Source organism: Streptomyces sp. NPDC008001, assembly GCF_042958085.1.
Classification (GTDB): domain Bacteria; phylum Actinomycetota; class Actinomycetes; order Streptomycetales; family Streptomycetaceae; genus Streptomyces.
Genome location: NZ_JBIBIZ010000002.1, coordinates 615304 through 629717, shown reverse-complemented (window position 1 = coordinate 629717; position 14414 = coordinate 615304). Strand labels below are relative to the sequence as shown.

At 72.2% G+C, this 14414-nt stretch carries 11 protein-coding genes; 1 reads left to right on the top strand and 10 read right to left on the bottom strand.

The window, feature by feature from the left end; genetic code table 11:
- Positions 1 to 66: 66 nt before the first annotated feature.
- The 6 genes from topA to bldG form a co-directional block, all read right to left on the bottom strand.
- Positions 67 to 2928 (bottom strand): type I DNA topoisomerase, encoded by a 2862-nt coding sequence (topA, locus tag ACFZCD_RS07850; RefSeq protein ID WP_391828888.1) that lies wholly within the window; start codon positions 2926 to 2928, stop codon positions 67 to 69.
- Positions 2929 to 3494: 566 nt separating this feature from the next.
- The gene (locus tag ACFZCD_RS07845) at positions 3495 to 5021 is read right to left on the bottom strand and encodes a methyltransferase (RefSeq protein WP_391828887.1); all 1527 of its coding nucleotides are present in this window, start codon (positions 5019 to 5021) and stop codon (positions 3495 to 3497) included.
- A gap of 104 nt (positions 5022 to 5125) precedes the next feature.
- The gene (locus ACFZCD_RS07840) at positions 5126 to 5701 is read right to left on the bottom strand and encodes a small secreted protein (protein ID WP_391828886.1); all 576 of its coding nucleotides are present in this window, start codon (positions 5699 to 5701) and stop codon (positions 5126 to 5128) included.
- Between the two features lie 239 nt (positions 5702 to 5940).
- Positions 5941 to 8331 carry a sodium-translocating pyrophosphatase gene (locus ACFZCD_RS07835; protein WP_391828885.1) on the bottom strand — a complete coding sequence of 797 codons (2391 nt, stop codon included), beginning with the start codon at positions 8329 to 8331 and terminating at the stop codon, positions 5941 to 5943.
- A 427-nt stretch (positions 8332 to 8758) separates the two neighbouring features.
- The gene (locus ACFZCD_RS07830; protein ID WP_391828884.1) at positions 8759 to 9211 is read right to left on the bottom strand and encodes an ATP-binding protein; all 453 of its coding nucleotides are present in this window, start codon (positions 9209 to 9211) and stop codon (positions 8759 to 8761) included.
- Between the two features lie 116 nt (positions 9212 to 9327).
- Entirely contained in the window at positions 9328 to 9669 is a 342-nt protein-coding gene (gene bldG, locus ACFZCD_RS07825) for an anti-sigma factor antagonist BldG (RefSeq protein WP_391828883.1), read from the bottom strand.
- A 54-nt stretch (positions 9670 to 9723) separates the two neighbouring features.
- Here bldG and ACFZCD_RS07820 point away from each other — a divergent pair, with 54 nt between their 5' ends.
- The gene (locus ACFZCD_RS07820; RefSeq protein WP_391828882.1) at positions 9724 to 12243 is read left to right on the top strand and encodes a DEAD/DEAH box helicase; all 2520 of its coding nucleotides are present in this window, start codon (positions 9724 to 9726) and stop codon (positions 12241 to 12243) included.
- Here ACFZCD_RS07820 and ACFZCD_RS07815 read toward each other — a convergent pair.
- From ACFZCD_RS07815 to ACFZCD_RS07800, 4 genes are all read right to left on the bottom strand, one after another.
- On the bottom strand, positions 12143 to 12691 hold the full coding sequence (locus tag ACFZCD_RS07815) for an Rv3654c family TadE-like protein (RefSeq protein WP_391828881.1): 549 nt from the start codon (positions 12689 to 12691) through the stop codon (positions 12143 to 12145). The genes ACFZCD_RS07820 and ACFZCD_RS07815 overlap by 101 nt on opposite strands.
- A 7-nt stretch (positions 12692 to 12698) precedes the next feature.
- Positions 12699 to 13058: a TadE family type IV pilus minor pilin gene (locus ACFZCD_RS07810; protein ID WP_391829020.1), complete on the bottom strand. Its 360-nt coding sequence runs from the start codon at positions 13056 to 13058 to the stop codon at positions 12699 to 12701.
- Between the two features lie 166 nt (positions 13059 to 13224).
- Positions 13225 to 13419 (bottom strand): DUF4244 domain-containing protein, encoded by a 195-nt coding sequence (locus ACFZCD_RS07805; protein WP_391829019.1) that lies wholly within the window; start codon positions 13417 to 13419, stop codon positions 13225 to 13227.
- Between the two features lie 197 nt (positions 13420 to 13616).
- On the bottom strand, positions 13617 to 14384 hold the full coding sequence (locus tag ACFZCD_RS07800) for a type II secretion system F family protein (RefSeq protein WP_391828880.1): 768 nt from the start codon (positions 14382 to 14384) through the stop codon (positions 13617 to 13619).
- Positions 14385 to 14414: the final 30 nt, after the last annotated feature.

The window sequence follows — 14414 nt, the reverse complement described above, 5'->3', positions numbered from 1 at the left end:
CGGGTGACCGGCCCCGCCTCCCCCCCCCCCCCCCCGGCAGGATCCGGAGGGAGGCGGGCAGGCAGGTCACTCGGCGGCGGCCTCGGCGGCCGCGGCCACCTTCTTCGCCGTCGTCTTCTTGGCCGTGGTCGTCTTCTTGGCGGCCGTGGCCTTCTTCGCGGTCGTCGTCTTCGCCGCGGTCTTCTTGGCCGCCGTCTTCTTGGCGGCGGTCTTCTTCGCCGGCGCCTTCTTCGCCACGGCCTTCTTGGCGGTCTTCTTCGCCGGGCCCTTGGCGCGCTTCTCCGCCAGGAGCTCGTAACCGCGCTCCGGCGTGATCGTCTCGACGTCGTCGTCCCGGCGCAGCGTCGCGTTGGTCTCGCCGTCCGTCACGTACGGGCCGAAGCGGCCGTCCTTGACGACGACGGGGCGCTCGCTGACCGGGTCGGTGCCCAGCTCCTTCAGCGGCGGCTTGGCCGCGGCGCGCCCGCGCTGCTTGGGCTGGGCGTAGATGGCGAGGGCCTCGTCCAGCGTGATCGTGAAGAGCTGCTCCTCGGTCTCCAGGGAGCGCGAGTCGGTGCCCTTCTTCAGATAAGGACCGTAGCGGCCGTTCTGCGCGGTGATCTCCACGCCCTCGGCGTCCTTGCCGACGACCCGCGGCAGCTCCATGAGCTTGAGCGCGTCCTCGAGCGTGACCGTGTCGAGGGACATGGACTTGAAGAGCGAGGCGGTGCGCGGCTTGACCGCGTTCTTGCCGGTCTTCGGGGTGCCCTCGGGGAGGATCTCGGTGACGTACGGGCCGTAGCGGCCGTCCTTGGCGACGATCTGGTGACCGGTGCCCGGGTCGGTGCCCAGCTCGAAGTCGCCGCTCGGCTTGGCGAGCAGCTCCTCCGCGTACGCGACGGTCAGCTCGTCGGGCGCGAGGTCGTCGGGCACGTCCGCCCGCTGGTGGCCCTCGGAGTCCTTCTCGCCGCGCTCGACGTAGGGGCCGTAGCGGCCGACGCGCAGCACGATGCCTTCGCCGACGGGGAAGGAGGACACCTCGCGGGCGTCGATCGCACCGAGGTCGGTGACGAGCTCCTTGAGGCCGCCGAGGTGGTCGCCGTCGCCGTTGCCGGCCTCGGCGGCGCCGCCCGCGGCGCCTTCGGTGCCCTCGCCGAAGTAGAACCGGCGCAGCCACGGCACGGCCTGGGCCTCGCCGCGGGCGATGCGGTCGAGGTCCTCCTCCATGGAGGCGGTGAAGTCGTAGTCGACGAGCCGGCCGAAGTGCTTCTCCAGCAGGTTGACGACGGCGAAGCTCAGGAAGGACGGGACGAGCGCCGTGCCCTTCTTGAAGACGTAGCCGCGGTCGAGGATGGTGCCGATGATCGACGCGTACGTCGACGGGCGGCCGATCTCCCGCTCCTCCAGCTCCTTGACCAGCGAGGCCTCGGTGTAGCGGGCGGGGGGCTTGGTGGCGTGGCCGTCGGCCGTGATCTCCCGGGCGGCCAGCGGGTCGCCCTCGGTGACCTGCGGCAGGCGGCGCTCGCGGTCGTCGAGCTCGGCGTTCGGGTCGTCCGCGCCCTCCACGTAGGCCTTCATGAAGCCGTGGAAGGTGATGGTCTTGCCGGAGGCGGTGAACTCGGCCTCCCGGCCGTCGCTCGCCCGGCCGGCAATCCGGACGGTGACCGAGTTGCCGGTCGCGTCCTTCATCTGGGAGGCGACGGTCCGCTTCCAGATCAGCTCGTAGAGCCGGAACTGGTCGCCGGTCAGGCCGGTCTCGGCGGGCGTGCGGAAACGATCACCCGAAGGCCTGATCGCCTCGTGCGCCTCCTGGGCGTTCTTGACCTTGCCGGCGTACGTACGCGGCTTCTCCGGCAGGTAGTCGGCGCCGTAGAGCTGCGTGACCTGCGCGCGGGCCGCGTTCACCGCCGTGTCGGACAGCGTCGTGGAGTCCGTACGCATGTAGGTGATGAAGCCGTTCTCGTACAGCTTCTGGGCCACCTGCATGGTGGCCTTCGCGCCGAAGCCGAGCTTGCGCGAGGCCTCCTGTTGCAGCGTCGTGGTGCGGAAGGGGGCGTACGGCGAGCGGCGGTACGGCTTGGACTCGACCGAGCGCACCGCGAACGACGTGTCCGCGAGGGCGGCGGCCAGTGCGCGGGCGTTGGCCTCGTCCAGGTGGAGGACCTGGGAGGCGTCCTTCAGCCGGCCGGTCGACCCGAAGTCGCGGCCCTGGGCGACGCGCTTGCCGTCGACCGAGGCCAGCCGGGCCGTGAGGGTGGACGGGTCGCTGTTGTCACCGGGGCGGCCCGTGTCGAAGGTGCCGGTGAGGTCCCAGTACTCGGCGGAGCGGAAGGCGATGCGCTCGCGCTCCCGCTCGACGACGAGGCGGGTGGCCACGGACTGCACGCGGCCGGCCGACAGCCGCGGCATGACCTTCTTCCACAGGACCGGCGAGACCTCGTAGCCGTAGAGGCGGTCGAGGATGCGGCGGGTCTCCTGGGCGTCGACGAGCTTCTTGTTCAGCTCGCGCGGGCTGGCGACGGCGGCCTGGATCGCGTCCTTGGTGATCTCGTGGAAGACCATCCGGCGGACGGGGACCTTGGGCTTGAGGACCTCCTGGAGGTGCCAGGCGATGGCCTCGCCCTCGCGGTCCTCATCGGTGGCGAGGAAGAGCTCGTCGGACTCGGCCAGCAGCTCCTTGAGCTTCTTGACCTGGTCCTTCTTGTCGTGGTTCACGACGTAGATCGGCTGGAAGTCCTTGTCGACATTGACGCCGAGCCGGGCCCAGGACTCGCCCTTGTACTTCGCCGGGACCTCGGCGGCCCCGTTCGGCAGGTCACGGATGTGCCCGACGCTCGCCTCGACGACGTATCCGGGGCCGAGGTAGCCCTTGATCGTCTTCGCCTTGGCAGGCGACTCGACGATGACGAGTCGGCGGCCGCCCTTTGCGGTCTCGCTGGTCGGGGACAACTTCGCTCTTCTTCCGGTCGGCACTCGGTGTGGGCGCTGCGGTGACGCTGCGGAGTGTGACGGTACATCCCGCCCCCGTGTCAAACGGAAAAAGTCCGCAACGCCACTCGAACGGTAACCCGATGTACGTTCTAACCAGCACGGTATCCAACATCACACTCTTAGGGTCGTAATGAAGGCTACGTCCACTCCGCCCCCGGTGCCGCGCTTCACCGGTCCCTGACGGCCCTGGCCAAGGGTCCGACAGCGGAGGGGCGGACGGCGGGCCGCGCGCCGCGGGGACGCGGGCTTGGACCCGAAAGAGTTCGCCGGAGCCCCAGGACGGTCGATCCTTGACATGGCCCTGCCCGAGGCGTCGGACGCATAAGCGTCCGCGGGCCGCGGGCAGCAGGTTGTCCAGAAAACGATGTCCGGAATTGCGGTCCGCAAACACGGGCGGTGCGTGGGGCTCGTCACGTGACCCCGGAAACGCCGCAACCGGAACCGCCAGGACCGGAAACACCGGCGCCGGAAATACCGCGGCCGGGACCGCCGTGACGGAAACGCCCCCGGCCCGCCCGTAGGACCTACTCCCCCGCCGGCGTCAGGAAGCCCTGCTCGACGAGCAGCCTGATCGCCTCCGGCGTCCGGTCCCGCAGCAGCACCGGGTCCTCGCCGACCAGCTGGGCGATGGCGTCGAGGATCCGCCCGGCGGTCAGGGTGCCGTCGCACACGCCCGCGAAGCCCGCGCCGACGGTGTCCACCTTGGTGGCGCGCCGCATGCCGCGGTTCTGGCGCAGCACCACGTGCTCGGGGTCCTCCGCGCCCGGCAGGCCGACCTGCTCCTGCACGACCTCGCCGGCCAGGACGAACCGCGAGGCCAGCAGCGCGGCGTCGTCGTGCGTCCGCAGGAAGTCCTGCCGCTCGAAGTGGGACAGGACGGTGGGGCCGAGCGGCTGCTCGACCGGGTGCGGCCACTCCTCCACCACGACGGACGGCCGGTCGGCTCCCGACTTGCGCAGCGTGATCCAGCCAAATCCGATGCCCCTGGTCTTGCGCGCCTCGAACTCGTCCAGCCACGCGTCATAGCGGGCCGCGTACTCGGCCGGGCCGGCGCGGTGGTCGCCCGCGTCGCGCAGCCACAGCTCGGCGTACTGGGCGACGTCCTGCACCTCGCGCTGGACGATCCAGGCGTCGCAGCCGCGCGGCACCCAGGAGGACAGCCGCTCGCGCCAGTCCTCGCCCTCCACGTGCTGCCAGTTGGCGAGCAGCTGGCAGTAACCGCCGTCGTTCAGCCGGTCGGCCGACTGCTGGACGAGGGTGCGGCACAGGTCGTCGCCGCCCATGCCGCCGTCGCGGTAGGTGAGGCGTGCGCCGGGCGAGATGACGAACGGCGGGTTGGAGACGATCAGGTCGAAGGTGTCGCCGGCGACCGGCTCGAAGAGCGAGCCCTCGCGCAGGTCCGCCGGGGCGACGCCGGACAGCTCCAGCGTGAGCCGCGCGATGTGCAGGGCGCGCGGGTTGAGGTCGGTGGCGGTGACGCGCGTGGCGTGCGAGGTGGCGTGCAGGGCCTGGATGCCGGAGCCCGTGCCCAGGTCGAGGGCGCTCCCGACGGGCCTGCGGACGGTGATCCCCGCGAGGGTGGTCGAGGCGCCGCCGACCCCGAGGACGAGCTGGGAGCGGTCAACCCCGGAGGGGCCGGTTCCGCCCCCGGCGATGCCGCCGGCGCCGCCGACCGCACAGCCCAGGTCGGAGACGATCCACCAGTCCTCCCCGTCGGGACCGCCGTAGGGGCGGACGTCCACGGTGGCGCGGACGTCGTCCCCGTCGCGGACGAGCCAGCCCCCGGCGAGGCAGTCGTCGACGGGCAGCGCGGCGGCGGCCCGCGCGTACGGGGCCGGGCACTGCAGCAGGAAGAGGCGGACCAGCGTCTCCAGCGGGCCGTCGCCGCGCGTGGCGCGCAGGGCCGGGACGGTCTCGCTGCGGGCGAGGGCGGCGTAGGCGGGGGCGCCCAGCAGGTCGAGGAGGCCGTCGGCGGTGAAGGCGGCGGCGAGCAGGGCGTCGCGCAGCCGGGAGCTGCGCGCGCGGTCGGCGGCGGGAAGGAGCGTACTCACGGGACCATTGTCGGGGGCGGCACCGGCAAACGCCGAAAGCGGCCGGGTGCGGCGCCGCGCCCCCGAGGACGCGGGCGCGCCACCCCGCCGGCTGAGCTCTTCGGTCAGCTCTTCGCCGGCGACGGGGAGAGCGAGTTCTTCTGGCATCCCGGCTGCTTGGCCATGGCCTTGCCGACGTCGCCCGCCTGCAGCTTCTTGAGCGCCTCGGAGCTCTGGCCGCTCAGCTTGGAGATGTCCCCGCTGATGCCCCTGAGGCCCTCGCCGAACTTGTTCTTGTCACCGGTGTCGAGGGCGTCGCTCCGCTTCTTCAGGTTCGCGTACGCCGTGGAGAGGTCGTTGAGCGCCTTGACGGCGTCCTTCTGGCTGGTCTCCCCGTCCTTGACGGGCGGAGCACCCGCGTCCTGCACCGCGTTGGCGAGCGACTTGTACGCGTCGACGCTGACCTGGAAGCCCGCGGAGTCGGTCTGCTGGACCTTCTTGGAGTCCTCCTCCGTCTGGACGCTCGCGATCGACTTGTTGGCGTCCAGGATCTTCTTCACCTGGGGCTGCATCTGGTCGCAGACCTTCTTGGCCCAGTCGTCCAGCTTCTTCTTGCTCTGGTCGTCGTCGCCGCTGCAGCCGGTCAGCGCCAGCAGGAGCGCCGTACCGCCGGACAGTGCGGCCGCGAGCTTCTTGTTCACCGGTTCGGTCCCTTCGATGGCTCTCGGCCCGGAACTTACACGTCCGAGCGGGACCGCCCGCGAGGCGAGTACCCCGTACGACCCCTTTTGAAGCCATTTGCACCAAGCGCAGCGTGTCATTCACCGCACCTGCGCACCCGGGCCGGCGACGCGAGCGTCCTGCGTGCCGCCGGCCCGGGGGACCGAACTGCCGGAGCGTCAGTTCCTTACGGCGCCGCCCGTTCTCACGGCACCACTTTTCACGACACCACCGCCGGATCAGCGGACTTCGCCGTCCGTTCGGCGTTCCCGTCGTCGCCCACGGCGACGCCGCGCCGCTTGGAGACGTACACCGCCCCGACGATGACCACGATCGCCAGCACCGCGACGCCGATCCGCAGGCCCTTGTTGGCGTCGACGCCGTAGGAGAACTTGACCACTGCAGGGGCGATCAGCAGTGCCACCAGGTTCATCACCTTCAGCAGCGGGTTGATGGCGGGGCCGGCGGTGTCCTTGAACGGGTCGCCGACCGTGTCACCGATGACCGTGGCGGCATGCGCCTCGCTGCCCTTGCCGCCGTGATGCCCGTCCTCCACCAGCTTCTTGGCGTTGTCCCAGGCGCCACCGGAGTTGGCGAGGAAGACCGCCATCAGCGTGCCCGTGCCGATGGCGCCCGCGAGGTACGAGCCGAGCGCGCCGACGCCGAGCGAGAAGCCGACCGCGATGGGCGCCATGACGGCCAGCAGGCCGGGCGTGGCGAGTTCGCGCAGCGCGTCCTTGGTGCAGATGTCCACCACGCGCCCGTACTCCGGCTTCTCGCTGTAGTCCATGATCCCGGGGTGTTCGCGGAACTGCCGCCGCACCTCGTAGACGACCGCGCCCGCCGACCGGGACACGGCGTTGATCGCCAGCCCGGAGAAGAGGAAGACGACCGCGGCCCCGAGGATCAGCCCCACGAGGTTGTTGGGCTGCGAGATGTCCAGACTCAGGCCCAGCTCGCCGGACTTCGCGTGCACGTCCCGCACGGCGGTGGCGATCGCGTCGCGGTACGACCCGAAGAGCGCCGATGCCGCCAGGACGGCGGTGGCGATGGCGATGCCCTTGGTGATGGCCTTGGTGGTGTTGCCGACGGCGTCGAGGTCGGTGAGCACCTGCGCGCCGGCGCCCTCGACGTCACCGGACATCTCGGCGATGCCCTGGGCGTTGTCGGAGACCGGGCCGAACGTGTCCATCGCGACGATGACGCCGACGGTGGTCAGCAGGCCGGTGCCCGCGAGGGCGACGGCGAACAGCGCCAGCATGATGGACGTGCCGCCGAGCAGGAACGCCCCGTAGACGCCCAGCGCGATGAGGACGGCCGAATAGACGGCGGACTCCAGGCCGACGGAGATGCCCGCGAGGACCACCGTCGCCGGGCCCGTCAGCGACGTCTTGCCGATGTCGCGCACGGGGCGCCGGCTGGTCTCCGTGAAGTAGCCCGTCAGCTGCTGGATGAGCGCGGCCAGGACGATGCCGATGGCCACGGCCACGAGGGCGAGCACCCTCGGGTCGCCGGAATGGGCGCGGATGGCGTCGTCCCCGATGCCCTTCAGGTCGGCGTAGCTGGAGGGGAGGTACGCGTAGACCGCGACGGCCACCAGGGCCAGCGAGATGACGGCCGAGATGAAGAACCCGCGGTTGATCGCGGACATCCCGCTGCGGTCGGCGCGGCGCGGTGCGACCGCGAAGATGCCGGCCATCGCCGTGAGGACGCCGATCGCCGGGACGAGGAGGGGGAAGGCGAGGCCGGCGTCGCCGAAGGCGGCCTTGCCGAGGATCAGCGCGGCGACCAGTGTCACGGCGTACGACTCGAAGAGGTCGGCGGCCATGCCCGCGCAGTCGCCCACGTTGTCGCCGACGTTGTCGGCGATGGTGGCGGCGTTGCGCGGGTCGTCCTCGGGGATGCCCTGCTCGACCTTGCCGACGAGGTCGGCGCCGACGTCGGCCGCCTTGGTGAAGATGCCGCCGCCGACCCTCATGAACATGGCCAGCAGCGCCGCGCCGAACCCGAATCCCTCCAGCACCTTGGGCGCGTCGGCCGCGTAGACGAGGACGACGCAGGCGGCGCCCAGCAGGCCGAGGCCGACGGTGAACATCCCGACGACGCCACCCGTCCGAAACGCGATCTTCATGGCCCGGTGGGAGACGGCCGTCAGGTCCTTCTCCGGCTCGCCCGGTGCCGGAGTGGCCTCGCGCGCCGCCGCGGCGACGCGCACGTTGCTGCGCACGGCGAGCCACATGCCGATATAGCCGGTGGCCGCCGAGAACAGCGCTCCGATCAGGAAGAAGACGGAACGTCCGATGCGCTGCGACCAGTTGTCGGCCGGCAGGAGCATCAGGAGGAAGAACACCGCCACGGCGAATACGCCGAGCGTGCGCAGCTGACGGGCGAGATAGGCGTTCGCGCCTTCCTGCACTGCCGCCGCGATCTTTCTCATGCTGTCGGTGCCCTCGCCCGCCGCGAGGACCTGCCGCACCAGGGCGACGGCGACCACGAGCGCCGCGACTGCGACGGCCGCGATCACGATCACCATGGTGCGGTTGCCCCGGGTGAGTTCGGCTGCGAGATGCTGAGTGAAGTCCACCTGTTCAGGGGTGAAGGGCCCCGCCATTCGTCCTCCCTAGACGTTTGGCACATGGGCGCGCAACCGCTCCGCGAGATGCCCCCGATCACGGAACAGCCGCCACGCTCAGGCGTCCTGAGCTCAAGATGGACGGATTGTAGGGAGCGCGGCGAGATCAAAACAGAGCGCAGCAAAGCGAATTGGTCTGCGCAAGTGAAGATCGAGTGAATGATCCGCCGGATAAACGATCTCGATCGTAGATCGAAAAGGGAGATCCATTCCGGCGCGCCGAAATGATCAGCGAAAAGATCGCGGAATTACTGCTGATCAATGAGCGGAAAACCGGAGGGGGCGGGAAAGAGCCGGTGGGCACCGGTGAGGGCCGGCCGGCGGTGCGCGGTCCCGTCGAGATCCGGCGCAGCCGGGAGTTACGGCCGTTCGGGGAGGGCCGTCTACGGCAATATGCCCGGACGGGCTACGGCAGGACGGCCGCGGGGGCGATCGGCCAGCTCATACGGATCAGTCCGCCGTGCTCGTCGGCGGTCACCTCGACGTCGTCGACCAGGCCGCTGATGACGGCGAGACCCATGTCGTCCTCGCTGTCGGCGCCGGCGTCCTCATGGCCGGGGGCGTGGCGCTCGGAGCCGTTCGCGGAGGTGAGGTCGAGCGGGGCGGCGCGTGGGGCGTCGTCGCCGACCTCGATGGAGAACTTCTTCTCCTCCTCGATCAGCGTCACCCGCACGGGGGTGGCCACCTCATTGCTGATGTGCAGGCCGACGGCGCGCGAACAGGCCTCGCCCACGGCTAGCCGGAGCTCGTCCAGCACGGCCTCGTCCACGCCCGCACGGCGCGCCACCGCGGCTGCCACCAGCCGAGCGGTCCGGACATGCTCGGGAAGGGCACTGAAGAGCAGTTCGACGGTGGCCATGCCATCCCCCTCGGTCGTACGTGCCCTCTCCCCCTCATCCGGGAAAGGGCGGGCTCACGAGGGGGCCGGACCCACGGGCCCGGGTGCCCCCCGCGTGACGGTCTTCCCCGGCGACCTCAGTCGGTCGCCTGCACCGCATCCTCCACCGAGGTGTGGATGGGGAACACCTTGGTGAGACCGGTGATACGGAAAATCTTGAGAATGCGCTCCTGGTTGCAGACCAGGCGCAGCGAGCCCTCATGGGCACGCACCCGCTTCAGCCCGCCGACCAGGACGCCGAGCCCGGTGGAGTCGAGGAAGTCGACGCCCTCCATGTCCACGACGAGGTGATAGCTGCCGTCGTTGACAAGCTCGACCAGCTGCTCACGCAGCTTGGGCGCGGTGTACACATCAATCTCGCCACCGACCTTGACAACCGTACGGTCGCCAACGGTCTCGGTCGACAGGGACAGGTCCACGGATCCTCCAGCACCTTGCATCGAGCGGTCGCCCCCCATGGATCGGCAGCCGCGATGGCATTCAATCACTTACCGGCAGGCGCGCACGACGCCTTGACGCCATTGTCCGTCACGCCAGTGACACACTCGGTGCCGATGGCCAACGATCAACTCCCGCCAGAGGTGGGCGTACATCCCGCTCCCCGGACAGTCCTCGACCGACTGACCGCCGGGGCCGACCGGGCTGCACGCATCACTCATACGGAGCACTTGCCCCCGCGTCCCGGGCGTCATGCCCCCTGGCCTGAGGAGATCCGGCCGGAAGTCGTCGAGGCCGTCCGGGCGGCCGGCATCGACCGGCCGTGGGCCCACCAGGCGCTCACAGCGGCGCACGCGCTGCGCGGCGAGTCGGTGGTCGTGGCCACCGGCACCGCCTCCGGGAAGTCCCTCGCGTACCTGGCACCGGTCCTCAGCGCCCTGCTGGACGGCTCGGAGGCCCCCAACGGCCGCGGCGCGACCGCCCTGTACCTCGCCCCCACCAAGGCCCTGGCCGCCGACCAGCGGCGCGCCGTACGCTCCCTCGCCGAGCCCCTGGGCAAGGGCGTCCGGCCCGCCGTGTACGACGGGGACACGCCGGTGGAAGAGCGCGAATGGGTGCGTCAGTACGCCAATTACGCGCTCACCAACCCCGACATGCTCCACCGCTCCATCCTGCCCGCCCACCCCAAGTGGTCCTCCTTCCTGCGCGCCCTGCGCTACGTCGTCATCGACGAGTGCCACACCTACCGGGGCGTCTTCGGCTCGCACGTCGCCCAGGTGCTGCGCCGGCTCCGGCGTGTCTGCGCCCGCTACGGCTCGGAACCGGTCTTCCTCCTGGCCTCGGCCACCGCCTCCGACCCGGCCACCGCGGCGACCCGGCTCACGGGCGTCCCGGTGGCGGAGATCACCGAGGATGCCTCCCCGCGCGGCGAACTGGTCTTCGCCCTCTGGGAGCCCCCGCTCACCGAGCTCCACGGCGAACGCGGGGCCCCCGTGCGCCGCACCGCCACCGCCGAGAGCGCCGACCTCCTCACCGATCTCGTCGTCCAGGGCGTCCGTACGGTCGCCTTCGTGCGGTCACGGCGCGGCGCCGAGCTCATCGCCCTGATCGCCCAGGAGCGCCTCGCCGCCGTGGACCGCTCGCTCCCCGGGCGTGTCGCCGCCTACCGGGGCGGCTACCTCCCCGAAGAGCGCCGCGCCATCGAGCGCGCCCTGCACTCCGGCGAACTGCTCGGCCTGTCCGCCACGACCGCCCTGGAGCTCGGCGTCGACGTCGCGGGCCTCGACGCCGTCCTCCTGACCGGCTACCCGGGCACGCGCGCCTCCCTGTGGCAGCAGGCCGGCCGCGCGGGCCGTACGGGCCGGGGCGCCCTGGCCGTCCTGGTCGCCCGCGACGACCCGCTGGACACCTACCTCGTCCACCACCCGGAGGCGCTCTTCCGGCAGCCCGTGGAATCCACCGTCCTCGACCCCGACAATCCCTACGTCCTCGCCCCCCATCTGTGCGCCGCGGCCGCCGAGCTGCCGCTCACCGAGGCCGACCTGTCCCTCTTCGGGCCGGCGACCCCCGGCCTGCTCGCCCAGCTCGAAGCCCGCAAGCTGCTCCGCCGCCGCGGCACCGCCTGGCACTGGACCCGCCGCGAGCGCGCCGCCGACCTCACCGACATCCGGGGCGGCGGCGGCAAGCCCGTCCAGGTCGTGGAGGAGGGCACCGGGCGCCTGCTGGGCACCGTGGACGCGGCCGCCGCCCACGCCTCCGTCCACGAGGGCGCGGTCCACCTCCACCAGGGCCGCACCTATCTCGTCCGCCGCCTCGACCTGGAGGACTCCGTCGCCCTCGTCGAGCAGGCCGACCCGCCGTACTCGACCACCGCCCGCGACACGACCGCCATCTCCGTCCTGGAGACCAGCGCCGAGATCCCCTGGGGAGAGGCTCGGCTGTGCTTCGGCTCGGTCGAGGTCACCAACCAGGTCGTCTCCTTCCTGCGCCGCCGGCTGATCACCGGCGAGGTCCTGGGCGAGTCCAAACTGGACCTGCCGCCCCGTACGCTGCGCACCCGCGCCGTGTGGTGGACCGTCACCGAGGACCAGCTCGACGACGCCCGCATCGACCCCGAGGCCCTCGGAGGGGCCCTGCACGCCGCGGAACACGCCTCCATCGGCATGCTCCCCCTCTTCGCCACCTGCGACCGCTGGGACATCGGCGGCGTCTCCGTCCCCCTGCACCCCGACACGCTCCTGCCGACCGTCTTCGTCTACGACGGCCACCCCGGCGGCGCCGGCTTCGCCGAGCGGGCCTTCCACACCGCGGCCCGCTGGCTCACCGCCACCCGGGAGGCGATCGCCGCCTGCGAGTGCGACACCGGCTGCCCGTCCTGCGTGCAGTCCCCCAAGTGCGGCAACGGCAACGACCCCCTCGACAAGCGAGCCGCGATCCGCATCCTCACCCGGCTCCTCAGAGACGCCCCCCGAGAGGAGGCGAAGGAGGCGAAGGAGGCGAAGGAGGCGAAGGAGGCGAAGGAGGCGGAGGCGCCTCCAGGCCCGCCGGAAGGCTGAGGCCCGGGAGGCGGAGGTCCGGGAGGCGGAGGTCCGGGAGGCGGAGGTCCGGGAGGCCCTGGAGGCCCGCGAGGCCTGGAAGGGCGCGGCCGGCGGGGGAAGACACGACCGGCTCGGCCCCGGGCGCAAGCCCGGCCGCCTCCGGGGGCCCTGCCCGCGACCGCACCCGTACGGCATACGGGCCCGCCCTCGTCTCGGCCGCCACTTCGGCGATCTCACCGCTCACGGCACAGCGCACCACCCTCGCCCGCTGAGCGGCGGCCACCCGCCGGGCGAGGCCGCACGCGACGTCCTCCCCCTCAAGGGCGTGGTCCGCCGCTGCCAGCGCCGCCAGGTCGGCCGCGCCGCCCGCGCGGTGGCGGACCACCACGGCCTGCCCCATGGCCAGCAGCGCCGCGAACACCGCGCAGAGCGCTGCGATCGCGACCGCCACCCACACCGTGGCCATTCCCCGGTCATCGCACCGTCTCCTCAGCAAGGGCCACCGCCTCTCCGCCCAGCCGCACGGCAAGCGGCCCCGCCGCGCGGGCCTCGACCCGTACCCGTACGAGGTCGCCCTCCCGCGCGACCGCAATCCGAGCTCCCTGCGGCGCGGCGGACCGTGCCGCCGCGACCGCCACCGCCTCCGGATCCGACCGGGCAGCGGCCCGAGCGCCCGCCCGGGCCGCATCCACACACTGGATCTGCGCGGCCGCGGCCATCAGCCCCCAGATCAGGGCCATGCCGAACAGCACCAGCGCCGGAAGCACCATCGCGGCCTCAGCGGTCACATAGCCGCCGTCACCACCGCACCGGCGAGGCCACCGGCGCCTCAGGACACGCTGCCGGTGACCGCCCGCCGGTGCGGCGGAGGGAAGCCGCCGCACCGGTCCACGGGCGGAGCCTGCGAGGACGGCCTCGCCGGACTCGCCGTCAGGGCTCCTGCCGCCGCAGCCTCCTCTGCCGGGACACCACCCCTGGGAGGGCCCACCGGACATCTCGTCAGAACGGCGCATTGAGCGCCCTCCCGATGAGCCCCTGCAGCGCCGCACTGACCGCCCCGCTGGTGACCACCTTGTACAGCACGGCAGCCAGGGCACACGCCGCCACGGTGCCGACGGCGTACTCAGCGGTCGACATGCCCGCATCACCGCCCGCGAGGACCCACGGCCGGCCGCCCTGCCATGCCGCCGGCAGGCGGCGCGGCCAGGACCACCCGCCGGGCCACCAGCGGCCCCGCGCCCCGCTCGGCGACCAGTTCCTCACCCGGACCGGCGATCCCGTGTGTGCACCGCACGAGCGCCGCAGCCCGGGCGCCATCCGTACTGCCGGCGTCTTCCCCACAGTCCTCTCCCCCGTCTTCATCGCCGCTACGAACCGCATCTCACTCACCGTCAATGTCCTTTCGTCAGACCACTCGCCAGACCGATCACCACGGGCACCACGCCGACCGTCAGGAACGCGGGCAGGAAGCACAGCCCGAGCGGTGCCGTCGCCAGGACGCCCGCGCGCCGGGCCCGTATGCCCGCCGCTCTGCCGCGCTCGGCCCGCAAGCGCCCCGCGAGCCGCGACATGGGCTCCACGGCAGGAACTTCCGTCGCCTGCGTCCGCTCCAGACAGCGGGCGAGCCCCCGGGCGCCCGGAAGGCCGCCCAAGCGGCTCCAGGCCGTGGCGGGATCGCCGCCGAGCCGGACTTCCGCCGCGGCACGGGCGAGCCGCTCGCCCACCGGACCGCCCAGGGACATGCCGACCGCTTCCGCCGCCGCACTGGGCCCGGCACCTGCGGCCAGGCAGGCCGCCACGAGGTCGGCGGCCAGCGGAAGTTGCCTCTCGGTCTCCTCCACGGCAGCCGAGGCCGATGCGTCCGCGGCCCTGCCGTCCGTGCCGGACCGCTTCCGGTGCCGCTGCCACCGCCACATGCCGTACGCGGCGGCGAGTCCCGCCGCGCATCCGGCGATTCCTCCGAGGAGGATGATCCCGGCGGCTCCGGCCCCGGCCGCCGGCAACCAGTCCCGGGCGGCGGGGAGCCGGCCTGCGAGGGCCCGCAGCTTCTGGGTCTTCGCGGGTGCGGCCGGTCCGCGCTCGAACAGTGCCGCGGCCCGGCGGCGTGCCGCCCGCCTCCTCCGGAGCCGGACCGCCACGCCCGCCGCGCCAGTGAACACGGCTCCCACGAGAATTACTATCCACAGGCT